The sequence below is a fragment of the Curtobacterium phoenicis genome (genome assembly GCF_047238015.1).
Lineage (GTDB): Bacteria > Actinomycetota > Actinomycetes > Actinomycetales > Microbacteriaceae > Curtobacterium.
Genome location: NZ_JBDFLZ010000002.1, coordinates 2010576 through 2035965, shown reverse-complemented (window position 1 = coordinate 2035965; position 25390 = coordinate 2010576). Strand labels below are relative to the sequence as shown.

18 protein-coding genes are annotated in these 25390 nt (G+C 70.2%); 7 read left to right on the top strand and 11 right to left on the bottom strand.

The genetic code is table 11. The annotated features are described in order from the left end of the window. The first annotated feature begins 12 nt into the window (after window positions 1–12). Entirely contained in the window at window positions 13–2493 is a 2481-nt protein-coding gene (locus ABC270_RS09860; protein WP_412880624.1) for a DNA gyrase/topoisomerase IV subunit A, read from the top strand. 390 nt (window positions 2494–2883) lie between these two features. Here ABC270_RS09860 and ABC270_RS09855 read toward each other — a convergent pair whose 3' ends face one another. Next, window positions 2884–5004: a DNA gyrase/topoisomerase IV subunit B gene (locus ABC270_RS09855; protein WP_412880623.1), complete on the bottom strand. Its 2121-nt coding sequence runs from the start codon at window positions 5002–5004 to the stop codon at window positions 2884–2886. A gap of 188 nt (window positions 5005–5192) precedes the next feature. Between ABC270_RS09855 and ABC270_RS09850 the strand changes: the two genes are divergently transcribed. Continuing rightward, window positions 5193–5417, top strand: a complete 225-nt coding sequence (locus ABC270_RS09850; RefSeq protein WP_058725269.1) for a DUF7455 domain-containing protein — start codon at window positions 5193–5195, stop codon at window positions 5415–5417. Window positions 5418–5501: 84 nt separating this feature from the next. Here ABC270_RS09850 and ABC270_RS09845 read toward each other — a convergent pair whose 3' ends face one another. From ABC270_RS09845 to ABC270_RS09825, 5 genes are all read right to left on the bottom strand, one after another. Beyond that, on the bottom strand, window positions 5502–6275 hold the full coding sequence (locus ABC270_RS09845; RefSeq protein WP_412880622.1) for a type 1 glutamine amidotransferase: 774 nt from the start codon (window positions 6273–6275) through the stop codon (window positions 5502–5504). Further along, window positions 6272–7531 (bottom strand): MurT ligase domain-containing protein, encoded by a 1260-nt coding sequence (locus tag ABC270_RS09840; protein WP_412880621.1) that lies wholly within the window; start codon window positions 7529–7531, stop codon window positions 6272–6274. The genes ABC270_RS09845 and ABC270_RS09840 overlap by 4 nt, the downstream gene beginning before the upstream one ends. 4 nt (window positions 7532–7535) lie before the next feature. Next, window positions 7536–8837, bottom strand: coding sequence for an RNA polymerase sigma factor (locus ABC270_RS09835; RefSeq protein ID WP_412880620.1), 1302 nt, complete (start codon window positions 8835–8837; stop codon window positions 7536–7538). 191 nt (window positions 8838–9028) lie between these two features. Further along, window positions 9029–10348: an MFS transporter gene (locus ABC270_RS09830; protein ID WP_412880619.1), complete on the bottom strand. Its 1320-nt coding sequence runs from the start codon at window positions 10346–10348 to the stop codon at window positions 9029–9031. A 190-nt stretch (window positions 10349–10538) separates the two neighbouring features. Further along, window positions 10539–11471 (bottom strand): proteasome assembly chaperone family protein, encoded by a 933-nt coding sequence (locus ABC270_RS09825; RefSeq protein WP_412880618.1) that lies wholly within the window; start codon window positions 11469–11471, stop codon window positions 10539–10541. Window positions 11472–11547: 76 nt separating this feature from the next. Between ABC270_RS09825 and ABC270_RS09820 the strand changes: the two genes are divergently transcribed. The 3 genes from ABC270_RS09820 to sucB all read left to right on the top strand — a co-directional run bounded on the left by ABC270_RS09820 (window position 11548) and on the right by sucB (window position 16135). Beyond that, the gene (locus ABC270_RS09820; RefSeq protein ID WP_412880617.1) at window positions 11548–13011 is read left to right on the top strand and encodes a leucyl aminopeptidase; all 1464 of its coding nucleotides are present in this window, start codon (window positions 11548–11550) and stop codon (window positions 13009–13011) included. A 156-nt stretch (window positions 13012–13167) separates the two neighbouring features. Beyond that, window positions 13168–14541 (top strand): dihydrolipoyl dehydrogenase, encoded by a 1374-nt coding sequence (gene lpdA / locus ABC270_RS09815; RefSeq protein WP_412880616.1) that lies wholly within the window; start codon window positions 13168–13170, stop codon window positions 14539–14541. A gap of 49 nt (window positions 14542–14590) precedes the next feature. Next, window positions 14591–16135: a 2-oxoglutarate dehydrogenase, E2 component, dihydrolipoamide succinyltransferase gene (gene sucB, locus ABC270_RS09810; RefSeq protein ID WP_412880615.1), complete on the top strand. Its 1545-nt coding sequence runs from the start codon at window positions 14591–14593 to the stop codon at window positions 16133–16135. 133 nt (window positions 16136–16268) lie between these two features. On the opposite strand, the gene ABC270_RS09805 is transcribed toward sucB, so the two are convergent. Continuing rightward, a complete protein-coding gene (locus ABC270_RS09805) occupies window positions 16269–17075 on the bottom strand; it encodes a hypothetical protein (RefSeq protein WP_412880614.1) in 807 nt (268 codons plus the stop codon). A gap of 127 nt (window positions 17076–17202) precedes the next feature. Here ABC270_RS09805 and ABC270_RS09800 point away from each other — a divergent pair, with 127 nt between their 5' ends. Continuing rightward, complete coding sequence (locus ABC270_RS09800) at window positions 17203–17916, top strand: DUF4191 family protein (protein ID WP_412880613.1); 714 nt, start codon at window positions 17203–17205, stop codon at window positions 17914–17916. A gap of 104 nt (window positions 17917–18020) precedes the next feature. Here ABC270_RS09800 and ABC270_RS09795 read toward each other — a convergent pair whose 3' ends face one another. Beyond that, a complete protein-coding gene (locus ABC270_RS09795) occupies window positions 18021–18476 on the bottom strand; it encodes an RDD family protein (RefSeq protein ID WP_412880612.1) in 456 nt (151 codons plus the stop codon). A 142-nt stretch (window positions 18477–18618) separates the two neighbouring features. Here ABC270_RS09795 and glnA point away from each other — a divergent pair, with 142 nt between their 5' ends. Then, window positions 18619–20043 (top strand): type I glutamate--ammonia ligase, encoded by a 1425-nt coding sequence (glnA, locus tag ABC270_RS09790; protein ID WP_412880611.1) that lies wholly within the window; start codon window positions 18619–18621, stop codon window positions 20041–20043. A 395-nt stretch (window positions 20044–20438) separates the two neighbouring features. Here the strand turns inward: glnA and ABC270_RS09785 are convergent, their stop codons facing one another. The 3 genes from ABC270_RS09785 to ABC270_RS09775 are packed head-to-tail and all read right to left on the bottom strand — an operon-like array spanning window position 20439 to window position 25034. After that, entirely contained in the window at window positions 20439–21866 is a 1428-nt protein-coding gene (locus tag ABC270_RS09785) for a UDP-glucose dehydrogenase family protein (protein ID WP_412880610.1), read from the bottom strand. Next, window positions 21863–23440, bottom strand: a complete 1578-nt coding sequence (locus tag ABC270_RS09780) for a glycoside hydrolase family 26 protein (RefSeq protein ID WP_412880609.1) — start codon at window positions 23438–23440, stop codon at window positions 21863–21865. Before ABC270_RS09780 ends, ABC270_RS09785 begins: the two co-directional genes overlap by 4 nt. After that, complete coding sequence (locus tag ABC270_RS09775) at window positions 23433–25034, bottom strand: glycosyltransferase family 2 protein (protein WP_412880608.1); 1602 nt, start codon at window positions 25032–25034, stop codon at window positions 23433–23435. Before ABC270_RS09775 ends, ABC270_RS09780 begins: the two co-directional genes overlap by 8 nt. Window positions 25035–25390: the final 356 nt, after the last annotated feature.

Genomic DNA, 25390 nt, shown 5'->3' with positions numbered 1-25390 from the left:
CAGAAGGGTGCCATGGCACGCATGGAAGCAGTCGGCCTGCCCGACGGTGAACGCATCGAGGACGTCGACGTCTCCGAGGAGATGCAGGGCTCCTTCCTCGAGTACGCGTACTCCGTCATCTACTCCCGGGCACTCCCCGACGCACGCGACGGCCTCAAGCCCGTGCAGCGCCGCATCCTCTACCAGATGTCCGAGATGGGCCTCCGGCCCGACCGCGGGCACGTGAAGAGCGCCCGTGTCACCGGCGAGGTGATGGGCAAACTGCACCCGCACGGCGACAGCGCGATCTACGACGCACTGGTGCGCATGGCGCAGCCGTTCACGATGCGCGTGCCGCTCGTCGACGGCCACGGCAACTTCGGCTCGCTCGACGACGGCCCCGCAGCCGCCCGGTACACCGAGGCCCGGCTCGCCGAACCCTCGATGGCGATGACGGAAGGGCTGGGCGAGGACGTCGTCGACTTCGTCCCGAACTACGACAACCAGATCATGCAGCCCGGTGTCCTGCCGGCGGCGTTCCCGAACCTCCTCGTCAACGGCGCCTCGGGCATCGCGGTCGGCATGGCCACGAACATGGCGCCGCACAACCTGGGCGAGGTCGTCGAGGCCGCGAAGCACCTCCTCATGAACCCGCAGGCCTCGCTCGAGGAGCTCATGGAGTTCGTGCCCGGCCCGGACCTGCCGGGTGGCGGCACGATCGTCGGGCTCTCGGGGGTCCGCGACGCCTACGCCACCGGCCGCGGCTCGTTTCGCACCCGCGCGAAGGTCAGCGTCGAGAACCTCACCCCGCGCAAGGCCGGGCTCGTCGTCACCGAGCTCCCCTACCTCGTCGGCCCCGAGCGCGTGATCGAGAAGATCAAGGACGGCGTCCAGTCGAAGAAGCTCGTCGGCATCTCCGACGTGAAGGACCTCACCGACCGGAACCACGGGCTGCGACTCGTCATCGAGATCAAGTCCGGCTTCAACCCCACTGCGGTGCTCGAGCAGCTCTACAAGCACACCCCGCTCGAGGACGGCTTCGGCATCAACAACGTCGCACTCGTCGACGGCTCCCCACGGACCCTGGGGCTGCGGGACCTGCTCGACGTCTACGTGCGGCACCGCCTGTCCGTCGTCACCCGACGGTCGGAGTACCGGCTGGCCCGGCGCCGTGAGCGGCTCCACCTGGTCGAGGGCCTGCTCATCGCGATCCTCGACATCGATGAGGTCATCGAGGTCATCCGCTCGTCGGACGACTCCGAGGCCGCGCGCTCCCGACTGCAGACGGTGTTCGACCTGTCCGAGGTGCAGGCCGAGTACATCCTCGAGCTCCGGCTCCGCCGCCTGACGAAGTTCTCGCGCCTCGAACTCGAGGGCGAGCGTGACCAGCTGCTCGCCGACATCGCCGCGCTCGAGGAGCTGCTCGGCTCCGACGAGCGGCTCCGGGCGCAGGTGTCGCTCGAGCTCACGGAGGTGTCGGACCGCTTCGCGACCCCGCGGCGCACCCTCCTGACCGAGGCCGACGTCCCGGTACGCGGTGGACGGAAGGCCGCGGTCGACCCGGAGTCGCTGCAGATCGCGGACTCGCCGTGCCGCGTGATCCTCTCGACCACGGGACGGCTCGTCCGGGTCGACATCCCGGACACCGACCTCGGCATCGTGCGGGTCCCGAAGCGGTCGAAGCACGACGCCGTCCGGTCCTCGGTCGTCTCCACGGTCCGCGGGGAACTCGGCGCGCTGACGTCGACCGGGCGCGTGCTGCGGTTCTCCCCCGTCGACGTCCCCGCGGTGCCACCCGCGTCCGTGCGGCTCGACGCCGGCGTCCGGGTCTCGGAGTACCTCGGCGTGCCGAAGACCGAGACCGTCGTCGCCCTCATCGCCCTGAACGCCGCCGACTCGGTGGCGATCGGGACGGCGCAGGGCGTCGTGAAGCGGGTCGTCGCCGGCGCGTGGCCGGACAAGCCCGAGGTCATCGCCATCGGCCTCAAGCCCGGCGACTCGGTGGTCGGGGCGACCCAGGCACCCGAGGACGACGACCTCGTGTTCATCACCTCGAACGCCCAGCTGCTGCGGTTCTCGGCGTCCGGCGTCCGGCCGCAGGGACTGCCCGCCGGCGGCGTCGCCGGGGTCGCACTGGCTGCTGGGGCGTCCGTGATCTGGTTCGGATCGGTCCCCCGCTCCGACGACGCGGTGGTCGCCACGGTGTCCACCTCCTCGTCGGCGCTGCCCGGCACCGACAACGGCCGGGCCAAGGTGTCGGCGCTGTCCGAGTTCCCGGCGAAGGGCCGTGCGACCCAGGGTGTCCGGGCGCACGCGTTCCTCAAGGGCGAGGACGGCTTGACCGTGGCGTGGGCGGGCATCGCGCCGCCGCACGCCGTGGGGACGGACGGCGCAGCGCGGACCCTGCCGGACTGGCTGTCGAAGCGCGACGGGTCGGGCAGTCCGCTCGACGCCGTGATCGGCACGATCGGCGGGAGCGCGGCCGCGCTCGACGGGACCGCAGGCGAGGCGTAGGCGCGCGGCCTCCCGCTGCATTTCGCGAAAGCGACAGTTCACCGCCGAGTTCTCCTGGCTATCCGTCGCTTTCGCGGCACGAACGGCCTCGGAGCCCGGCGATCTGTCGCTTTCGCGGCACGGACGGCCTCGGAGCCCGGCGATCTGTCGCTTTCCCGGCACGGACGGCATCGGAGCCCGGCGATCTGTCGCTTTCGCGGCGCGCCCGGCAACGGAGCCCAGCACACTGACGCAACCGCAGGTCGCACGACGCGCGGTGCACGGAAGCGGATCAACCCGCCGGGGCGACAGAGTGCGGCCGTACACACGCGGGACTCTGTCGATTCCGCAGAACAACGCGCAGAGCGGCGGTGTCTTCGACGGCTCCCACCGCGCGCAGCGGGCCGCGCGCTACGCGTCGATGCGGTCGCGGTCGAGCCCCTCGCCCGCGAGGATGAACTCCTTGCGCGGCGCCACGTCGTTCCCCATCAGCAGCTCGAACACCTTCGCGGCGTTCTCGGCGTCGGGCACGTTCACCCGCCGGAGCGTTCGGTGCGTGCGGTCCATCGTGGTCTCGGCGAGCTGGTCGGCGTCCATCTCACCCAGGCCCTTGTACCGCTGGATCGGCTCCTGGTACTTCTTGCCCTGCTTCTCGAGCTTCTTCAGCACGGCCTGCAGCTCGGCCTCCGAGTAGGTGTACAGCGTGTCGTTCGCCTTGCCGCGGTTCACCACGACGACCCGGTGCAACGGCGGCACGGCGGCGAACACCCGGCCCTGCTCGATCATCGGCCGCATGTACCGGAAGAACAGCGTGAGCAGCAGTGTCCGGATGTGGGCGCCGTCGACGTCGGCGTCGGACATGATGATGATCTTGCCGTAGCGGGCCTGGTCGATCTCGAACGTCCGGCCCGACCCGGCACCGATGACCTGGATGATCGACGCGCACTCGGCGTTCGACAGCATGTCGGACACGGAGGCCTTCTGCACGTTGAGGATCTTGCCCCGGATCGGCAGCAACGCCTGGTACTCGCTGTTCCGCGCGAGCTTCGCGGTGCCGAGCGCCGAGTCACCCTCGACGATGAAGAGCTCGGTGCCCTCGGCGTCCTGCTTGCGGCAGTCGGCGAGCTTCGTCGGCAGCGAGGAGTTCTCGAGCGCGTTCTTCCGCCGCTGCGTCTCCTTGTGTGCGCGGGCGGAGATGCGGGTCTTCATCTCGTTGACGATCTTCTCGAGCAGCGTCGCGGCCTGGGCCTTCTCGGTACGCTGCGTCGAGGTGAGTATCTCGGTGAGCCGCTTCGAGACGACCTGGTCGACGATCTTCCGGACCGCCGGCGTGCCGAGCACCTCCTTCGTCTGGCCCTCGAACTGCGGCTCGGGCAGGCGGACGGTCAGGACGGCGGTCAGGCCGGCGAGCACGTCGTCCTTCTCGAGCTTGTCCTGGCCGACCTTGAGCTTGCGGGCGTTCGCCTCGACCTGCGCGCGGACGGCCTTCACCACGCCGGACTCGAAGCCGGCCTGGTGCGTCCCACCCTTCGGCGTCGCGATGATGTTCACGAAGCTGCGGAAGACGGTCTCGTAGCCGCTGCCCCACCGCAGTGCCAGGTCGACCTCGCACTCGCGGGTCACCGCGGTGGAGACCATGTGCCCCTTGTCGTCGAGCATCGGCACGGTCTCGGTGAAGGTACCGGTGCCCTGGATGCGCCAGACGTCGGTCACGGCGGAGTCGACGGCGAGGTGCTCGACGAACTCGCTGATGCCGCCCTCGTACCGGAAGCGCTCGATGACCGGGCCGTCCTCGAGCGGCGCACCGGTGGCGGCGGCCCGCGCGGCGGCTGCTTCGATCGACGACGGTCGAGCGTCCGTGATGGTGATCCCCAGCCCGGGCACCAGGAAGGCCGTCTGCCGCGCGCGGTTCACGAGGTCCTGCGTGCTGAAGCGTGCGTCGGGCGTGAAGATCTGCCGGTCGGCCCAGTACCGGATGCGCGACCCGGTGACGCCCTTCTTCACCTTGCCGACGACGCGGAGCTCGCTGCCGGAGGTGAAGGGCGTGAACGGTGCGTCGGGACCGTCGCCCGAGAACGTGCCCGGTTCGCCCCGGTGGAAGGACATCGCGTAGGTCTTGCCGCCCCGGTCGACCTCGACGTCGAGCCGCTCGGACAGCGCGTTCACGACCGAGGCACCGACGCCGTGCAGTCCGCCGGACGCCGCGTACGAGCCGGAGCCGAACTTGCCGCCCGCGTGCAGCTTCGTGAACACGACCTCGACCCCGGTCAGGCCGGTCTTCGGCTCGACGTCGACCGGGATGCCGCGCGCGGTGTCCCGGACCTCGACCGAACCGTCCGGGTGCAGCACGACGCCGATCTCGTCACCGTGGCCGGCGAGGGCTTCGTCGACGGAGTTGTCGATGATCTCCCACAGGCAGTGCATGAGACCGCGGGAATCCGTCGAACCGATGTACATGCCCGGACGCTTGCGGACCGCCTCGAGTCCCTCGAGGACGGAGAGATGGCGTGCAGAGTAGTCGGAGCTCACCACCCGATCGTACTGAGCACCACCGACTCGCAGCGCCCTGACACTCGGTCTGGGGCCCTCGGGTCCGCGCTGAGCGAAACGTGCCCCGAAGATGCCGTACATCCAGGCAGCACGTGTTGAAATGGTCAGCAACCGGCACCCGTTGGGTGGCAACACCGGCACCCGACCTGCGATCCGTGAGGAGCACAGCAATGACCCAGACCGTGCAGGACCTCTCCATCGACGAATTCGGCAGCAACCAGCTCACCGCTGCTGACCGCTGCGACAGCTGCGGGGCGCAGGCCTACATCCGAGCGACCATGGCCAGCGGCGAACTCCTCTTCTGCGCGCACCACGGCGCGGAGTTCAAGGACAAGCTCGCGGCGACCGCCATCGAGTGGCACGACGAGAGCAGCCGACTCTACGAGTCGAAGTAGCGTTCCGACGGCCGTCGGACGCAACGGACGGGAGGCGCGGTGCCAGCTGGCACCGCGCCTCCCGTCTGTGTGTGGTGGGCCTCGTCAGGCGATCCGCTTGAACGCCTTGTCCACGTAGCGGTCGATGGTGGCGCGCGCCTCGCGCGCGAACCGGTCGATCGTCGCGGTGCGCTGGGCGTCCGGCGCGTACGAGCGCCCGAGCCGCGCGGTCGCGGCGGCGAGCACACCGTCGGTCAGCTGCGGGTTGAGCGGCAGGATCGGGCCCTGCGTGTGGGTCCCGAAGGAGGTCCCGGTGATCGCTCCCTCGACCGGGCTGCCGGCCTGGTTGCCGCCACCGGACACGACGTCGGCGAACGGCGTCACACCGTCGCCGAGCTCGATGCGGGTCGCGTGGTCCTCGAAGCCCGCGATCCGGGTCGGGGCGCCGCCGAGCAGGGGGTACCGGGTCTCGAGCACGAAGTAGTTCACCCGGCGCTCGGCTCCGCGGACGGCTCGGGCGTCGAACACCCCGAAGCCGGTGACGTCGGCACCGTCGGAGGACACCACGCTGTTGGTGGCGAGGTCGAACCCGCCGCCGACCGCGACCACCGGGACACCGGACGCAGCGAACTCGCGCAACGGCGCGCCGACACGGGAGACGTCCGCACCGAGGGACCGCATCGCGCTGAGCGGACCGTTGCCGATCACGACGACGTCCGCCGTGGTGGGCAGTGTGTCGCCGGGGGCGTACTCGACGACCTCGGTGGCGATGTCCGCGGCCGCCGCACGGCGGACCAGGGCAGCGACGTTGCCGCGGTCCCCCGAGACGCCCATCTGCCGCGGGTAGACGTGCAGGATGGTCAACCGGTCGGCGGTCATGCCGTCTTCTCCATGTCCGGGTGGCCGAGGGCCTTGCGGGCAATCATCATGATCTCGTAGTTGACGATGAAGTTCTTCGTCCCGCTCGTCGTCGTGCCGAGCTGCTCCATGTGCCGGATGGCGGCCTCGACGTCGGGCTCGACCTTCCCGATACGGACACCGGCGTGCTCCAGCGCGATCGCGATCTGCCAGGCCTTGTCGCCGGAGACGACGTCCACGTGGTCGAGCTTCGAGAAGTCGATGTCGTAGATCCAGGAGATGTCCGGCGTACCCTCGTCGATCGCCATGAGCACCTGCTCGGGGCGGTCCGGGAGCGCGTCGAGGTTCAGCTGGAGGCTCGCGGCGTTCTTGAACATCGTGAACTCAGCCGACTCGCCCGCGATCGGGAGGCGCTCACCCCGGCCGTAGGCGGGCTTCATCGTGCCGAAGGCCTTCGTCACCGCGTCCGCACGGAACTGGTCGCCCAGTGCCGCACTCGCGGAGGCCGTGGCAGCGGCGGCGTCCACGGCGTAGTGCAGGCCGCGGGCCGGGAGCCGGACGGGGATGTCCGCCCCGGCGAACCGGATGGTCGCACCGTCGCCCGTGTTCACGACGACCTCGGCGTCGGCGACGTTCGGCTCGGCGTCCTGCCGGTCGAAGTCGTCGGCGTTCTGCAGCCCGTTCGGCGCCGCCGCCACGACCTCGGCGCTCGCGCCGAAGCGGAGCACCTGCTGGCCGGCCGCACCGACGTACGCGTCGAGGAACTGGTCGTCCCGATTGGTGATGACGTTCCGGGCCGAGAGCGCCGCGGTGTCGAGCATCATCGTCGCCACGCGCTCGGTCTCGAAGAACCGGTAGAGCTGGTCGACCTGGACGTTGAGCATCGTCACCGTGGACGGCGACAGGATGCCCGCGAGCTCGACCGCGAACGCCTCGTCGACCTCGAGGATGCCGATGTCGGCCTTGAGCTTGCCGGTCAGCGACACCTCGGAGAGGAGCGCCGAGGCGATGCCCTGCGGCAGGTTCGCACCGGAGGGGTTCGTGAAGACGCGGAGCCCGTGTGCTCGCACGATGTCGGAGATCATGTGCGTCGTCGTGGACTTGCCGTTCGACCCGAGCACGAAGACGACGCCGTTCGGGAACTGCTTCGTCACGTGCTGCAGGAAGTCGGGCACGAGCTTGAGGACGATGTACCCGGGGTAGGCGGATCCACCGCCCCGCGCACGGGCGAGGGCGCGGAGGATCCGCCCGACGAGGATCGGGATGAGGAAGCGCATCGGCCTACTCGAGGTAGTCGCGCAGCGACTGCGACCGCGACGGGTGGCGGAGCTTCGCCATCGTCTTGGACTCGATCTGGCGGATGCGCTCGCGCGTCACGCCGAACGTGTCACCGATCTGGTCGAGGGTCTTCGGCTGACCGTCACCGAGGCCGAAGCGCATGCGGATCACACCCGCTTCACGCTCGGACAGGGAGTCGAGCAGGCTCTCGAGCTGCTTCTGCAGCATCGTGAAGCCCACCGCGTCAGCCGGCACGACGGCCTCGGTGTCCTCGATGAGGTCGCCGAACTCGGAGTCGCCGTCCTCGCCCAGGGGCGTGTGCAGCGAGATCGGCTCGCGACCGTACTTCTGGACCTCGACGACCTTCTCCGGGGTCATGTCGAGCTCGCGGGCGAGCTCTTCCGGAGTGGGTTCGCGACCGAGGTCCTGCAGCATCTGCCGCTGGACGCGCGCGAGCTTGTTGATGACCTCGACCATGTGCACCGGGATGCGGATGGTGCGCGCCTGGTCGGCCATGGCGCGGGTGATCGCCTGGCGGATCCACCACGTCGCGTAGGTCGAGAACTTGAAGCCCTTCGTGTAGTCGAACTTCTCGACGGCACGGATGAGGCCCAGGTTGCCCTCCTGGATGAGGTCCAGGAACTGCATGCCACGGCCGGTGTAGCGCTTCGCGAGGGAGACGACGAGGCGGAGGTTCGCGCCGAGCAGGTGCGACTTCGCTCGCTGACCGTCGCGGGCCACCCAGCGGAGCTCCCGCTCCTCGGGCTTGGACAGACCCGTCGCGTGCTGGAGCTTGTCCTCGGCGAACAGGCCGGCCTCGATGCGCATCGCGAGCTCGACCTCTTGTTCGGCGTTGAGGAGCGCGACCTTACCGATCTGCTTGAGGTAGTCCTTGACCGGGTCGGCGGTGGCACCCGTGATGGTCGTCGAGTAGACCGGGGCCTCGTCGTCGTCGGACTGCGAGATGACGAGTGCACCGGCAGCGACCGCGGCGGCCTCGGCCTTGGTGTCCTTCGGGGCTTCGTCGTCGGTGTCGGTGTCGGTGTCGGTGTCGGTGTCGTCCGTGGCGTCGTCCGTCGATTCGTCGACTGGCTCCACGGGCTCGTCGTCGAGCTCTTCGTCGTCGCCGGCCTTGGCCTTCTTCCCACCCTTGGCGGTGGACTTCTTCGGCGCGGCCTTCTTCGCCGGCGCCTTGGTGGCGCGCTTCTTCGGCGCAGCCGTCTCCTCGGCCTCGGCGGACGCAGCCGTCGTGCCCTCGGGGTCGGTGTCCTTCGTGGGATCGATCGTCGTGCTCCGGGCAGCCATGCGATCACCTCTCTCGTCGTGCCACGTTCGTGGGGTCGTGGCCTCCCTCGCCGCCCAGGGCCGTCGCCGCAGTCCCCCGCGTCAGCCGGTCCTACCAATCCGGGCAGCACTAGGACCCATGTCAAGTCCCCGCGTTTCCGCGCGCTCCGGGGAGCGGTCGGTCACGAGGGGCCCGATGGGTCCAGCAGTCATTATTGCACGCCGCGCTTCCGCACACGTGCAACCAGTGCAACCCAGAGCGGGCCGACGCGTATTCCCTCCTGTTCGCGCAGGACACGACGGGTCCGGTGCCGCGCGTGCAGCAGCATGCCCACCCCGAACCCGACGACGACGTACTGCACGGTGAGGGCGACGCGGAAGTTCGCCCACGCGAAGACGGTCTGCCCCGTCGCGCGGGACACGGCGTCGAGGATCGTGCCGATGAGGAACATCATCACGAACGCCGCGAGGAAACCCCCGACGTTCACGAGTCCGTTCGCCGAACCGAGCGCGCCGACCGGGTTGAACGACCGAGCGAAGTCGAACCCGATGAGGGAGCCCGGGCCGCCGATGCCCATCGCGACCACGAGCAGCACGAGGAGCCAGGTCGGTGGCTGCCCCGGCCATGTCAGCACAGCCGTCCAGACCACCGCGAGGAGCGCCACGCACCCCAGCACGAGGTTCGACCGGCGGAGCGGGTACCGGGCGCAGAGGACACCGAGCAGCGGCCCGGCGACGAACCCGGTCACCACGATCACGGTGAGGAAGCCGGCGGCCTCGGTCGGGGTGTAGCCGAGCCCACGGAGCATCGGGACGCCCCACAGCAACGAGAAGACGGTGCCGGACGACTGCGTCACGTAGTGCGACCAGAACCCGAGCTGCGTGCCCGGACGCCGCACCGCGTGTGCGAACGTCCGGAGCGCACCACCCCACGAATGCGGCAGCGGGATCGCACCCGTGCGGACCGGCACCGGGCCGTTGCGGACGAAGACGAACGCGAGCACGAGGCCGACGGCCCCGGCTCCGGCAGCCACCCCGTACGCCGTGCCCCAGCCCGTGGTGTGCAGCAGCAGCGCGAACGGGAACGCCGACAGCACCTGCCCGACCTGCCCGAGGTTGCCGGTCCACTGCGAGATCTGGGGCAGGATCCGCCCGCTGAACCACATCGGCAGCAGGCGGATCACCGAGATGAAGGTCATGGCGTCACCGGCGCCGACGAGCACACGCCCGACCACCGCGAGCCCGATCGTGGGCGACATCGCCACGATCGCCTGCCCGGCCACGAGCAGGGCCGCACCGAGCAGCACGAGTCGCCGGGGACCGAACCGGTCGAGTGCGATGCCGACCGGGATCTGCAGCGCCGCGTACACCGCGATCTGCACGACCGCGAGCGTCGACAGCACGGCCGCGGACACCGCGAAGCGCTCCTGCGCATCAACCCCGGAGACTCCGAGCGTGGATCGTTGCACCACGGCGAGGACGTAGGCCAGCACCGCGACGCCCCAGACGAGGAAGGCACGGCGCGAGTTCACCCGGCCAGGCTACCGGCGTGGTCCGGTCGCTCCGACCGCACGGCCGGTCCTGTGGACCGCCCCGCGGCCGGGCCGTCCTGTGCAGGACGCGACCCGCGGGGCGGGCGCTCGATGCGCCTCCAGGCAGGACCCGGCCGGGAGGCGCGGCCGGCGCCCGTCGGTCGGCGCACCCCGGACGGTGGCGCGCCCGTCAGTCCGCGGTGCCGTCCGCCTGCCCGCGTCGGTCCGCCAGGAACCGCTCGAGCTCCGCCGCGATCGCGTCGGCGGAGGGGACCTCGCCGTCGACGCCGGTGAGCGGCGAGCCGATCGGGTTGCCGGCCATGTACTCGTCGTGTCGCTCCTCGAGCACCGATACCAACCGCTGCAGTTCCCCGTTCCCGCCGACCTGCTCGTCGACGCGCGCGAGGAACTCACGACCCTCCTCGCGGAGGGCGTCGGACGGGAAGATGAGGCCCGTGGCGGCGGACACCCCCGCGAGGGCGGCGACCGCGGCGTCCGGGAACTCGGTGTCCGAGAGGTAGTGCGGCACGAGCAGCACCAGCCCGGTGACGTCGTGTCCAGACTGCGCCAGCCGGTGTTCGACGAGGTGCAGGACGTTCGCGGGTGCCTGGGTCTCCGGCTTCCAGACGCTCATCTGCTCGACGAGGTCGGCGCGCGTGCCGGACACCGTCATCCGGATCGGGCGGGTGTGCGGCACGGGCATCGGGATCGACTGGACCCACGTCGTGTCGACGACCTGCAGCCGTTCGGCGAGGTCGGTGACCGCGGCGACGAACGCGTTCCAGCGGAAGTCGGGCTCGTACCCGGAGAGGAAGAGGAACGGCTGACCGATCTCGTCGCGCACGAGGGACAGCCTGAGCCGCGGGACCGAGACCGACTCGATGTGGTCGTGCTCGAACGTGATCACCGGGCGTCGAGCGCGCCAGTCGAGCAGGACGTCGGGGTCGAACTCGACGACCGTCTCCGACTCGAGCGTCCCCTCGATCGCCGTCGTGACCTGCGCCACCGCGGCGCCCGCGTCCGCGAAGCCGGTCAGCGCCGCGACGAGGTGGAGGCCCGCCGGCACCTCGGGAGCGCCGTCGACGAACGAGTAGAGGTCCTCGGGGTGGTTCACCGTCCCCATGCTAGGCGGGCGTGCGCACTGGCCCGGGCGGCACGACCACGCCGACAGCGAACACCGCGCGGATAGGGTTGGGAGCATGGTCCGACCGATCCTCTCCACCGTCTCGTCCGCGCCCGTCGAAACGGAGGCCGACGTCCTCGTCGTCGGCGTCCGACCGGGGGTGGACGGCGGCCCGGCGACCGCCGTCGGCGCCGACTTCCTCGGTGACCTCGACCTCGCGGCGATCGGCGTGACCGGCGCCAAGGACCAGCTCGTGCGGCTGCCGGGGACCGGCGTCGCGGCGTCCTCCGTCGCCCTCGTCGGTCTCGGCTCGGGCACCGACGCCGCCGCCGTGCGGAGCGCCGCCGGCAGCGCCGTCCGCCAGCTCCCGCTCGTCGAGTCGATCGCGATCGCCCTGCCGACCGACTCCGCCGAGCTCGTCGAGGCGGCGCTCGAGGGTGCCGCCCTCGGCTCCTACGTGTTCACGACCCACAAGGGCACCGGCACCGCCGGACCGGTCCGCGGCGACCAGCGCATCACGGTGGTCGCGCCGGCCGACGTCGAGGTCGACACCACCCGCGCGTCGGTCGTGGCGGAGGCGGCCTCGACGGTCCGGGACCTCGTCAACACCGCCGCTGGTGACCTCGGTCCGTCCGACGTCGCGGACGTCGCGGTCGCGCAGGCGGAGGGCCTCCCCCTGACCGTCGAGGTCCTCGACGAGCACGAGCTCGCGGCGCAGGGCTTCGGCGGCATCGCCGGGGTCGGCCGCGGCTCGGTCCGTCCCCCGCGGCTCGTCGTCGTCCGGTACGCGCCGGAGTCCGCGTCGAAGCACCTCGCGCTCGTCGGCAAGGGCATCACGTTCGACTCGGGCGGCCTCTCGCTCAAGCCCGCCGCGTCCATGCTCGGCATGAAGACCGACATGACCGGGGCGGCCACGGTGCTCGCCGCGACGGTCGCCGCGGCGAAGCTCGGCCTCGACACGAAGGTCACGGCGTGGCTCTGCCTCGCCGAGAACATGCCGTCCGGCTCGGCCACCCGCCCCGGCGACGTCCTGACGCTCAAGAACGGCAAGACCGTCGAGGTCACGAACACCGACGCCGAGGGTCGCCTGGTGCTCGGCGACGGCATGGCCGCGGCGTCGCTCGAGCACCCGGACGCGATCGTCGACGTCGCCACGCTCACCGGCGCGCAGGTCGTGGCACTCGGCGACCGCACGACCGGCCTCATGGGCAGCGACGACCTCGTGGCGCAGGTCCGGGCGATCGCGGACGCCGTCGCCGAGCCGATCTGGCCGATGCCGCTGCCCGAGGAGCTCGACGCCCGACTCGCCAGCGACGTGGCGGACATGGTGAACGCGACCGTCGGCAACCCGGCGGGCGGGATGCTCCTGGCCGGCAAGTTCCTCGAGCGCTTCGTCGGTGAGGGCATCCCGTGGGCGCACCTCGACATCGCGGGTCCCTCGGAGCACAAGGGCGGCGGCTACGGGTGGCTCGGCAAGGGCGCCACGGGCGTCATGGTCCGGACACTCATCGCGCTCGCAGAAGAGCTCCAGTCCAAGTAGTAGGTTTGAGTCCGGCGGGGCGGCCGCGTGCGCGCGCACCCCGCCGGACCCACACGGGACGGGACCGGAACCACACGGTCCGACCGTGGGACGCCGCTCGCCGCGGTGTCCACGGGGCCTGACCGGTCCCGAACACGCACGAGGGAGTTGCACCAGGTGACGGAACAGACTTACGACGTCGTGGTCCTCGGTGGCGGCAGCGGTGGCTACGCCGCAGCGCTCCGGGCCGCCGAGCTCGGGATGAGCGTCGCGCTCATCGAGGGAGACAAGCTCGGGGGGACGTGTCTGCACCGCGGGTGCATCCCGACGAAGGCGCTCCTGCACGCCGCGGAGATCGCCGACGGCACGCGCGACGCCGAGAAGTACGGCGTCATCGCCGAGTTCGCCGGTGTCGAGGTGCCGAAGGTCATCGAGTACCAGCAGGGCGTCATCTCGTCCAAGTACAAGGGCCTCCAGGGGCTCATCAAGGCGCGGAAGATCACCGTCGTCGAGGGCTGGGGCCGTCTGACCTCCCCGAACACCGTGCAGGTCGGCGACCAGACCGTCACCGGCAAGAACGTCGTGCTCGCCACCGGTTCGTACTCGCGCTCGCTGCCCGGGCTCGAGATCGGCGGCCGCGTCATCACCTCCGAGACCGCGCTCAAGATGGACTACGTCCCGAACAAGGTCGTCATCCTCGGCGGCGGCGTCATCGGCGTCGAGTTCGCGAGCGTCTGGAAGTCCTTCGGCGCCGAGGTGACGATCGTCGAGGCCCTGCCCCACCTCATCCCCGCCGAGGACGAGTCGATGTCGAAGCAGCTCGAGCGCGCATTCCGCAAGCGCGGCATCGAGTTCTCCCTCGGGGTGCGCTTCCAGGGCGTGGAGCAGCACGAGAACGGCGTCGTCGTCACGCTCGAGGACGGCAAGACCTTCGAGGGCGACGTCATGCTGGTCGCCGTCGGTCGCGGCCCGCTCACCCAGAACATGGGCTTCGAGGAGGTCGGCGTCACGATGGACCGCGGCTTCGTCACGACGAACGAGCGCCTCGCCACGAACGTCCCGAACGTGTACGCCGTCGGCGACATCGTCCCCGGCCTGCAGCTCGCGCACCGTGGCTTCCAGCAGGGCATCTTCGTCGCCGAGGAGATCGCGGGTCTGAACCCGGTCGTCATCTCCGACACGAACATCCCGAAGATCACGTACTCGGACCCCGAGGTCGCGTCCGTCGGGCTCTCCCAGGCCAAGGCCGAGGAGCAGTACGGCGCCGACAAGGTGGACTCCTACGAGTACAACCTCGCCGGCAACGGCAAGAGCCACATCATCGGCACGTCCGGCTCGGTCAAGGTCGTCCGCGTGGTCGACGGCCCGGTCGTCGGCGTCAGCATGATCGGCGCACGTGTCGGCGAGCTCATCGGCGAGGCACAGCTCGCCGTCAACTGGGAGGCCTACCCGGAGGACATCGCACCCCTGGTCCACGGACACCCCACGCAGAACGAGGCGCTGGGCGAGGCGTTCCTGCACCTCGCGGGCAAGCCGCTGCACGCCCTGTGAACACCATGACCACCACCACGAACCACCCCTGCGAAGAGGAGTCCACCCGATGAGCGAATCCGTCAACCTCCCGGCGCTCGGCGAGAGCGTCACCGAGGGCACGGTGACCCGATGGCTGAAGAACGTCGGTGACCGGGTCGAGGTCGACGAGCCGCTGCTCGAGGTCTCGACCGACAAGGTCGACACCGAGATCCCCTCGCCCGTCGCGGGCGTCGTGGAGGAGATCCTCGTGCAGGAGGACGAGACCGTCGAGGTCGGCACCGCGCTGGTGAAGATCGGCGACGGCTCCGGCTCCTCGGACGGCGGCTCCGACGAGGGCGCGTCCGACCAGGGCGCCTCCGACCAGGGCGCATCCGAGCAGGGTTCCGACGAGGCCCAGGCCGACGCCACCGAGCCCGAGCCGGCCCCGAGCACGGAGCAGCAGGAGGAGCAGAAGGCGCCCGAGCCGCAGCGGGCCGAGCCCGCCCCGGACGGGCAGACGCAGCCCGCCGCGCCCCAGGCGCCGTCCGCTCCGCAGGCCGTGCCCCCGGTGCCGCAGGCCGCTCCCGTGCCGCCGCCCGCCGCGGCTCCCCCGGCGGCCGTCCCGGCTCCGGCTCCGGCTGCCGCGCCGGCCCCCGCCGCGGCTCCGGCTGCATCGGGTCAGTCGGCGTCCGTGCCGAACCCGACGCAGGACGGTTCCGCGTCCGGCTACGTCACCCCGCTCGTCCGCAAGCTCGCCAACGAGCAGGGTGTGGACCTGTCGACCGTGACCGGTTCCGGTGTCGGTGGACGCATCCGCAAGGAGGACGTCCTCGCCGCCGCGGCTGCGAAGTCCGCTGCCGGGGGCCAGTCCGCCGGGGCTCCGGCCGCGTCGGGTCCGTTCGTCGCCGAGGTGTCGCCGCTCCGTGGCACCCGCGAGAAGATGACCCGGCTCCGCAAGGTCGTGGCCGAGCGTGCCGTGCAGTCGATGACCTCGACCGCGCAGCTCACGAGCGTCGTCGAGGTCGACGTCACGAAGGTGGCGCAGTTCCGCGACGCGCACAAGGCCGAGTTCCTCGAGAAGACCGGCTCGAAGCTCTCCTTCATGCCGTTCTTCGCGCTCGCCGCGTCGGAGGCGCTCAAGGCGCACCCGAAGATCAACTCGACGGTCGACGGCGACGAGATCGTCTACCCGGACACCGAGAACGTCTCGATCGCGGTGGACACGGAGCGCGGACTCCTCACCCCGGTGATCAAGGACGCCGCGTCGCTGAACCTGGCGCAGTTCTCCCAGTCGATCGCCGACCTGGCCGAGCGCACGCGCAACAACCAGCTCAAGCCGGACGAGCTCGCGGGCGGGACCTTCACGCTGACCAACACCGGTTCGCGTGGTGCACTGTTCGACACGCCCGTGGTGTTCCTGCCGCAGTCGGCGATCCTCGGCACGGGCATCGTGACGAAGCGTCCGGCGGTCGTGAAGGTCGACGGACAGGAGGCGATCGCGATCCGTTCGTTCGTCTACCTCGCGCTGTCGTACGACCACCGGATCATCGACGGTGCGGACGCGTCGCGCTACCTGGTCGCGGTCAAGAACCGCCTCGAGGAGGGCAACTTCGCCCCCAACCTCGGGTACTGAGACCCGGCGTCCCAGCACAGCACGACAGGACGGCCCCGCTCCCCAGGGAGCGGGGCCGTCCCGCGTCCCGAGCAAGGGAGCGGGGCCGTTCCGCGTCCGTGACGGGATCGCGCCCCACCACCGCGCCCGACCGTCACCCGCCGAGCGCCGTCACCGCGGACACCACCACCCCGACGGCCACCACGACGCCCACGCCGACCTGTCGCACCGGGACCCGGCGCCCACCGAGGGGCACACCACGCTCGACGACGGACCGCACCCGAGTGATCACCGCGTCGACCGCCGTCACGGTCGGCTCCGGCCCCGGGGCGGAGGACCCGACCTCGTCGAAGGAGAACACCCCAGCGGGTGGGTCCCAGCGCACCGGCCGCGGCGCCCCTGCCGTCCGGACGGTCGCACGCAGGCGTTCGAGTGCGTCCGGGTCACCGGACCGGGCGTCGACGATCGCGGCGTCGATGAGTGGCCGGCACGGCTCGCGCGGATCGACTCGTTCGCAGACGATCCGGACGGCGAGCAGCAGCGCGGTGACGCCCTCGACGAGACCCGCATCGGCGCTCGACCCGACCACGAGCGGGACGGCACCCGGCGGCCGGTCGCAGAGGACGACGGCCCCGGAGTCGTCCACGACGACGTCGTCGAGCCGAGCGCACCCGAGCACGACCGCACCACGCGACGCGGCAACGGCGAGGTCGAGCAGCGGCGTGGTCAGCGTGACCGCGACCCCGACGCTGGGTGTCCCGAGGCGGTCGAGCGCCGCTGTGATCGACGGCCCCGCCGGTCGCAGGAGCTCGACCACCAGGGTGCCCGTCCCGGTACGACCGACCGCGCGCACCGGGCCGAGGTGCCGGTCCGGAGGAGCACACCGTGTGGCGACCCAGCCGAACAGGTCCCCCTCGGACGCAGCAGCCCACCAGGTCGTCCGCTCGTCGTCCTGCAGCACGGTGACCATGCTCCCCGCGCGGGGCGGTCCCGGCACTGCCTCGTCCGGGACTGTGGACGCCGCCCGTTCGCCCACAGCCTCGTCCGGACCGGTCTCCGAGTGCCTGCTCAGGCCGTATCCTGTGTGCATGGCACGCAGCAGTTCTTCCGACACGAAGGCGAAGGAGCCCGGTCGTCTCAAGCAGATGTACCAGGTCTTCCAGATGACCCGTCGGGCCGACCCGTCGTCCGTCTGGTGGTTCGCCCTCGCGTTCCTGGTCCCCGTCGTCCTCGGCGTCCTCCTGGCGCTGCTGCTCCCAGGCCAGAACTGGCTCGCGGTCGTCCTGTGGATCGTCGCGGGCGTGCTGCTCGGCGTGCTGCTCTTCCTCATCGTCCTCGGCCGGCTCGCCGAGCGCGCCGCCTACTCGCAGATCGAGGGCCAGCCCGGAGCCGTCGGCGCCGTGCTCTCGAACTCGCTCCGTCGCCAGTGGCGCTCGAGCGAGATGCCCGTCGCCGTGCACGGTCGCTCACAGGCAGCCGTCTACCGGGCCGTCGGTACGCCGGGCGTCGTCCTCATCACCGAGGGCCAGCTCGGCAACCTCACCCGTCAGGTGGACGAAGAGCGCCGCAAGGTGCAGCGCATCGTCCCGAACGTCCCGGTGCACGTGGTCCACGTCGGTGGCGGCGACGACGCCGTCACGTTGCACAAGCTCCCCCGCGCGATGAACAAGTTCAAGAAGGCGCTCAACCGCAACGAGGTGCTCGCGGTCGCCAACCGGCTCGACTCGCTGACGCAGAGCCCCGCTGCCTCGATCCCGAAGGGCATGGACCCGATGCGGGCACGTGCCGGTCGTCCGCGCTAGCACTCCGACCACACCGGCGACGACGCCCCGACGACGAAGCCCACACGCAGAACGCCCCCGGCCGCGACGGTCGGGGGCGTTCTGCGTCCGGGCGACGCCGTCGATCAGCGCCGGACGAGCACCGTCCCGGCGATCCGGTCGTGGGCACCGCGGCTGTCGCGGTCGATGATGAGCGCCGGCACGACGAGGCAGAGCAGCACGGTCCGGACCACCGGGCGCCAGACCCCCACGTAGCCACCGCGGATCGGCACGACGCGCAGGCCGACGCAGATGTGCCCGAACGACCCGGACAGCAGGCAGATGAACAGGATCTGCAACACGGCGAAGATGGCGATCTGGACCCACGAGTGCGCGATGTCGCCGGAGCCGTTCACGGGCGACCACACGCCAGTGACGTACGCGACGAGGTCCGCGAGGGCACCGTCGATGAGCAGTGCCACGACGCGGCGACCGATGCGGCCGACGCTGCGGGGGCCCTCTTCCGGGAGCCCGAGGTCCTTGCCGGGCCATCCGTCCGGGTGCGGAGTGGCGGTCGACGAGGAGGAGGTGGAGCGGGCCATGCGACAAGGGTAGGCGACCTCCGCCGCGTAACACGCACGAAACAATGCAGTCACGTCCGGGAAACCCGGTGTCAATAGCCTCGTCGGAGGGTGCCGAAAGGTCCCTGCCGACATCACCCAACCCCACAGGAGATCGACACACATGTTCAGCGATTCCTCCGAGGTGCTCGCCTTCATCAAGGACACGGACGTCAAGTTCCTCGACATCCGCTTCACGGACCTTCCCGGCGTCCAGCAGCACTTCAACATCCCGGCGTCGACGGTCGACGAGGACTTCTTCTCGGTCGGACAGCTCTTCGACGGCTCCTCGATCCGCGGCTTCGCGTCGATCCACGAGTCGGACATGCAGCTCATCCCGGACGTGACGACGGCCTACATCGACCAGTTCCGCGCCGAGCGCACGCTGATCATGATCTTCGACATCTACAACCCGCGGAACGGCGAGATCTACGGCCGTGACCCGCGTCAGGTCGCCAAGAAGGCGGAGAAGTACCTCGCGTCGACGGGCATCGCGGACACCGCGTTCTTCGCTCCCGAGGCCGAGTTCTACATCTTCGACGACGTCCGCTACTCGGTCACGCAGAACAAGTCGTTCTACTCCGTCGACTCGGAGGAGGGCGCGTGGAACACCGGCCGCGAGGAAGAGGGCGGCAACCTCGCCAACAAGACCCCGTACAAGGGCGGCTACTTCCCGGTCTCCCCCGTCGACAAGACGGCTGACCTCCGCGACGACATCACCCTCAAGCTGATCGAGGCGGGCTTCGAGCTCGAGCGCTCGCACCACGAGGTGGGCACCGGCGGCCAGCAGGAGATCAACTACAAGTTCGACACGATGGTCCACGCCGCGGACGACATCCTGAAGTTCAAGTACATCGTCAAGAACACGGCCGACCAGAGGGGCAAGGTCGCAACGTTCATGCCGAAGCCGCTCTTCGGCGACAACGGATCGGGCATGCACACCCACCAGTCGCTCTGGAACGACGGCAAGCCGCTGTTCTACGACGAGAACGGCTACGGCGGCCTCTCGGACGTCGCGCGCTGGTACATCGGTGGCATCCTGAAGCACGCCCCGGCGCTCCTCGCGTTCACGAACCCGTCGATCAACTCGTACCACCGCCTGGTCAAGGGCTTCGAGGCTCCGGTCAACCTGGTCTACTCGGCCGGCAACCGTTCCGCCGCGATCCGCATCCCGATCACCGGCACGAACCCGAAGGCCAAGCGCATCGAGTTCCGCGCGCCGGACGCCTCGGGCAACCCGTACCTCGCGTTCGCCGCGCAGCTCATGGCGGGCCTCGACGGCATCCAGAACCGCATCGAGCCGCACGAGCCGGTCGACAAGGACCTCTACGAGCTCCCGCCGGAGGAGGCCAAGGGCATCCCGCAGGTGCCGGGCTCTCTCGACGAGGCGCTCGAGGCGCTCGAGGCGGACCACGAGTTCCTCACGAAGGGCAACGTCTTCACCGAGGACCTCATCCAGACGTGGATCGACTACAAGCGTGAGAACGAGATCCTCCCGCTCGCGCAGCGTCCGCACCCGTTCGAGTACGAGCTCTACTTCGGCGTCTGATCCTCGCAGACACCACGACGGCCCCGCACCGGTTCCGGTGCGGGGCCTTCTGCGTGTGGCGCCGGTGACGCGGTGGTGGTGACCGCCTGGAGGCCCGGTGCCGGTCCGGCGGGCGCGCGCCGGGCCTCCCGGCGGTCGCGCTGGCACGTTCCTTCCCATCGCAACTGCGATGGAAAGCGAGAACGGGCGTACCTGGTCGGCACGACCGACCAGGCACGCCCGGAAACACCAGGTACGCGCGGGAACACCAGGTACGCCCGGGAACACGAGGCACGCCCAGGAACACCAGGCACGCCCGGAAACACCAGGTACGCGCGGGAGCAGGAGGGCCCGCGCACGCCGGAACGGGGCCCGTGCCGCCCCCGGCACGGACCCCGCTCGTTGCGGTGACGGGACTAGCGTGCCGTCGCCAGCACGTCGTTCGCCCCCGCGGCGACGCTCACGGGTGCACCCGTGACCGGAGTGGGCCGTCCCAGGGAACGGACTGCCCAACCCGCCTCGACCCAGTCAGCGACCGGGAGGCAGTTGCGCGCGTCGATCACGACGCGGCGCCCGACGACCTCGCCGAGCGCGACCGGCGACGCCTCGATGATCTCGTCCCACTCGGTGAGGACCAGGACGACGTCGGCGCCCTCGATCGCGGCTTCCTTCGTCGCCGCGTAGGTCAGCGTCGGGAACGAACGGCGGGCGGTCTCGTTCGCCTCCGGGTCCCACAGCGAGACCTGGGCGCCGCGGAGGTGCAGCGCGGCGGCGACGTTGAGCGCCGGGGAGTCGCGGACGTCGTCGGTGAGGGGCTTGAACGCGGCACCGATGACCGCGACACGGCGGTTGAGCACCGATCCCCCGACGGCCTCGATGGCCATGTCGATGACCCGCTCGCGCTGCCCCATGTTGATCTCGTCGACCTGCTGCATGAGGCCGACGACACGGCCTGCGCCGAGCTCGTTCGCGCGGTGCATGAGCGCCCGGATGTCCTTCGGCAGGCAGCCACCGCCGAAGCCGAGGCCGGCGTTCAGGAACTTCCGGCCGATGCGGGCGTCGTGCCCGAGGGCGTCGGCGAGCGTCGACACGTCGGCTCCCGTGATGGCGCACATCTCCGAGATCGCGTTGATGAACGAGATCTTCGTCGCGAGGAAGGCGTTCGCGCTGACCTTGACGAGTTCGGCCGTGGCGAGGTCCGTGGTGATGACCGGGCAACCCTCGGCGATCGGGGCGGCGTAGACCTCGCGGATGACCGCGTCGGCTTCGGGCGAGGCACCGCCCCAGACGAGGCGGTCCGGGTGCAGCGTGTCCTCGACGGCCTTGCCCTCGCGGAGGAACTCGGGGTTCCAGATGAGTTCCGCGTCGATCCCCGCGGGGGTGAACTCGCGGACGAGCTCCCGGAGCCGGGCCGCGGTGCCGACCGGCACGGTCGACTTGCCGACGATGAGCCCGGGGTGCGTGAGGTGCTCGGCGACACCGCGGGTGGCGGCCTCGACGTAGGCGAGGTTCGCGGCGTGCGACCCGGCCTTCTGGGGGGTGCCGACACAGACGAAGTGCACGTCGGCGGCGGCCACGGCCTCGGGGAGCGACGCGGTGAAGCGGAGCTTGCCGCTGGCCACGTGCTTCGTGATGAGTTCGGGGAGGCCCGGCTCGAAGAACGGGACCTCGCCGGCGGTGAGGGCGGCGAGCTTGGCGGGGTCGACGTCCACGCCGATCGTCTCGAAGCCCATCTCGGCCATGGCGGCCGCGTGGGTGGCGCCGAGGTAGCCGGTGCCGATGACGCTGATGACGGGTGCGGGTCGCGAGTCGACGGAGGACTCGGTCTTCTTCGGCGCGGTCATTGCGTGACCTCCTGCAGGTCGTAGTCGATGTCGGTGCGCGCGATGCCTTCACGGAAGGTCTCGAGGCTGTCGGCGCGGGAGTTGAGACGCCAATCGTTGGTGGTGCGGGCACCGTCGACGATCGTGGTGGCGGTCTCGGAGAAGTAGGCGAAGCCGATGATGTCGTCGTTCGCCGGGTCGGCGAGGGCGTCGAAGAGCGACGTGATCCAGCGGGACTTCTGCGAGTCGGAGACACTGCCCCCGGTCTCCGTCGCGCCGATCTCGTTGAGGACGATGCCCTTGCCGGGAGCGATCTCACGGATCTGGGCGAGCGTCGCGCCGAAGGTGTTCTCGAACGTCGGGGACTCGGTGGCGTCGCGGTAGTAGCCGCTCATCCCGACCCAGTCCACGTACTCGGACCCCGGGTAGTAGTTCCGCATGTAGTCCACGGTCTGGTACTTCGGGTTGCCGAGCTTGTCGATGCGCGACGGGGACCAGTCCCAGATGGCGTACTGGTTCGCGCCGTTGTCCTGGAAGACCTGCCAGACGTGCTTCCACATCGCCACGTACGACCCGGGAGCGTTCTGCTGCTTGGTCGATTCCGACCAGTTGTACCACTGGCCGTTCATCTCGTGGTCGAGCCGGATGACGAGGGGCATCCCGTTCGCGGCGAGGTCCTTCGCGTACTTGGTGAGGTAGGCGTCGAACTTGCCGGAGATGATGTCCTCGTTCGTGTACCCAGGGACGTACGGCTCGTCGTTGCCGGTCTTGGCGGGCACGGACTCCCACGTCATCATCGGCAGGCGGCCGTTCGCCCACGAGCGCTGGACGGCGCTCTGGTTGAAGTCCTGGTCGAAGCCCTGGAAGAAGCCGACCATGTTCGTCGCCTTGCCGACCTGCTGGGACACCTGGTCGTACTCGGACCAGTTGAACGGCGACTGCGCGGTGTAGAGGCCGTACCACCGGGACTGCTGCGCGAGGACCTGGGCCTTGCTCGGCGCGGTGACGGGCGCGGGGCCCGGGTCCGTGGAGGGCCCGGTGTTCGGGTCCGAGGCGTTGCCGCCCGAGCCGGACCCGGAGCCGCTGCCCGAACCGCCGGCCGATGCGCCGGAACCGCCGCCCGACGAGCCCGAGCCACCGGACGAAGCAGCGCCGCCCGAGGAACCGGCGCCGGAACCGGCGCCGTCGGTGCCGGAACCCGACCCGCTGGCGTTCGCCGTGCCTCCCGACCGGCTCTGCGCAGCGCCGAGCTGCGACTGCAGCGAGGCCAGCTGTGCCTTGAGCTCGGCGATCTGGTCACCGCGGGATCCGGCCTTGGCGGTCGTGGAGTCGAGCTTGCCCTCGAGGGCCCAGATCTTCTCCTGGGCCGCGGTGAGCTTCGTCTGCAGTTCGGCAGCCGAGACCTGCTTCTTCGGCGGGGTGACGCCGAGGGCCTGGTGGACGGCGGTGGACACCGGGCCGGCCGGGGACACCCAGACCGTCCAGGTGATGAGGCCGAGGACGACCAGGATGGCGGTCGTCCCGACGGCGGTGAGTCGGGCGTGCTTGCTGGACTGGGCCCACCAGGCACCGGAGGAGCGGATGAGGTCAGACAATGAGGAACGCCTCCAGGGCGAAGATCGCGATGCCGATCACGTACGGGATCGCGGCGTACGGATTGTGGCGACGGACCCTGGCCGGCTTCACGGCCGCGCGGGTCGGAGCCGGTGCGGCTGCCTGCTCGGACGAGCGTCGGGTCGCGAGCACCGTCGCGGTCGAGTTGGTGGTCGCGTCCGCGCCGTCGTCGAACTCGGTGCGGCGCGTGCTGGCACCGGCGCCGAAGATCTCGTCGAAGGCACGGTCGGCCGCGGCCTGGTCGTCGGACGACGGGGACGCGTCGACCGGGCTGACCGGCGTCTGCACCGCGAGGTGCTGCGGCTGCGCCGGGTCCTCCTCCGTCGGTCCGCCGGCGTAGGCACCGGCACGGGTGCCCCAGCCGGAGGCGTGCGCCAGGCGGAAGAAGCCGATGAGTCGGATCGGCATGAGGAAGAACGTCGACACGATGATGAACATCGGCAGGCGGAAGAAGTCGCTCGGCTTCTCGGAGAGGTGCCGGATCTGCCGGATCGCCATGCTCAGGACGCTCGACACGACCATGAGCGCGGCCACGTAGACGAAGCCCGTCGAGAAGCCGTACTGCTGCAGGATGCCCTGGTAGAGGTTCTCGCCCTGACCGGTCACCGCGCGGTAGATCCAGCCGGCGATGACGCCGAACAGCATGAACGGCAGGATGATGTCCGTCACGAAGAAGAGCGCGAGGACCGGCGCGTGCCCGATCATCCACGGCAGCATCCGCAGGGTGTTGTACTGCGAGCCGCGGGCCCAGCGGAGCTGCTGCTTGAACAGCTTCTTCACCTGGAGCGGGGCGTCCGTGTAGACCAGCGAGGTGTACTGGTAGACGGTCCGGTACCCCTCCTTGAGCGTGAGGTTCGTGAGCGTGCGGTCGTCGGACACCTCGAGGAAGACGCCCATGAACTTCTCGTGCATGAACTTGTCCATGACGCGCATGAGGATGTTCCGGCGGAACGCGATCGTGCGGCCGGGCAGGCAGCCGATCTGCCCGAGGACGCTCTGCGCGGGCATCGAGTACAGCGCACGCGAGTTCTCCAGCCAGTCCGCCCAGCGGGTGATCCAGCTGCGGGTCGGCTCGAGGATGCGCTGGCGCGTGGTGACGCCGCCGACGGACTCGTCCGCGAAGGGCTTCAGGAGTTCGGACAGCGTGCCGGGGGTCCACACGGTGTCGGAGTCGACGAGGATCGTGATGTCCCCGTTCGACATCTCGGTGCCGACCTTGACGGCGTTGCGCTTGCCGGGGATCGGCGTGTGGGTCCAGCGGACGAGCGGGGCGAACTCGTCGCACACCCCCTCGAGCGCTTCGTTCCGGGCGCCGTTGATCACGACGATGATCTCGCCGGGCTGCTGCTCGACCATGCGGCCGATGACGTCCCGGAAGAGGTCGAGCGGCTCGTCCACGACGGGGACGACGACGCTGGTCGTGCCGGTGTAGGTGCCGGTGAAGGGGCGGTAGCGGGCGGACAGGACGACCTTGAGCAGCCAGAGCAACCAGATCACCGCGGAGTACACGGCGAACAGGTAGAACTCGGGGTGCCCTTCGACCATCTGCCGGATCTGCAGAATGAAGGTGAACATCGATCCCTGCTTCAACGTTCGAGGTGGGGATTCCGCTTCATCGAGGAACCAGTGGTCGGTTCGGGTGCAGCCATTGATGCAGAAACGTGACACCCCTCGCAACACGGCCCCCGTCCGGGGGTGTTACCGGCACGTTACGGGGTACACGCCTGTCCGCTCCGAGGCGGACGCGGGTTGTCCCCACCTGTGCTGACAGCAATGCGGCGGACCGCTCCGAGCGATGGTCGCGTGGTCGGGGGCGCGCCGGCCAGACGGGAGGCGCGACTGACCGACCATGAAAAACCCAGGTCAAGAGATGGTTGACAGGAGGAGCGGAGCATGGACGACCGGACCCGCCGCGAACGCGTGGAGGGCCG

What these genes read in the sequence shown, in the direction of transcription:
- ABC270_RS09820 (WP_412880617.1), top strand. Translation starts at nt 11,548, where the DNA reads ATGGTCCGACCGATCCTCTCCACCGTCTCGTCCGCGCCCGTCGAAACG.
- ABC270_RS09845 (WP_412880622.1), bottom strand. Translation starts at nt 6,275, where the DNA reads ATGACCGCCGACCGGTTGACCATCCTGCACGTCTACCCGCGGCAGATG.
- ABC270_RS09835 (WP_412880620.1), bottom strand. Translation starts at nt 8,837, where the DNA reads ATGGCTGCCCGGAGCACGACGATCGATCCCACGAAGGACACCGACCCC.
- ABC270_RS09785 (WP_412880610.1), bottom strand. Translation starts at nt 21,866, where the DNA reads ATGACCGCGCCGAAGAAGACCGAGTCCTCCGTCGACTCGCGACCCGCA.
- ABC270_RS09860 (WP_412880624.1), top strand. Translation starts at nt 13, where the DNA reads ATGGCACGCATGGAAGCAGTCGGCCTGCCCGACGGTGAACGCATCGAG.
- ABC270_RS09775 (WP_412880608.1), bottom strand. Translation starts at nt 25,034, where the DNA reads ATGTTCACCTTCATTCTGCAGATCCGGCAGATGGTCGAAGGGCACCCC.
- ABC270_RS09850 (WP_058725269.1), top strand. Translation starts at nt 5,193, where the DNA reads ATGACCCAGACCGTGCAGGACCTCTCCATCGACGAATTCGGCAGCAAC.
- ABC270_RS09840 (WP_412880621.1), bottom strand. Translation starts at nt 7,531, where the DNA reads ATGCGCTTCCTCATCCCGATCCTCGTCGGGCGGATCCTCCGCGCCCTC.
- sucB (WP_412880615.1), top strand. Translation starts at nt 14,591, where the DNA reads ATGAGCGAATCCGTCAACCTCCCGGCGCTCGGCGAGAGCGTCACCGAG.
- glnA (WP_412880611.1), top strand. Translation starts at nt 18,619, where the DNA reads ATGTTCAGCGATTCCTCCGAGGTGCTCGCCTTCATCAAGGACACGGAC.
- ABC270_RS09800 (WP_412880613.1), top strand. Translation starts at nt 17,203, where the DNA reads ATGGCACGCAGCAGTTCTTCCGACACGAAGGCGAAGGAGCCCGGTCGT.
- ABC270_RS09825 (WP_412880618.1), bottom strand. Translation starts at nt 11,471, where the DNA reads ATGGGGACGGTGAACCACCCCGAGGACCTCTACTCGTTCGTCGACGGC.
- ABC270_RS09795 (WP_412880612.1), bottom strand. Translation starts at nt 18,476, where the DNA reads ATGGCCCGCTCCACCTCCTCCTCGTCGACCGCCACTCCGCACCCGGAC.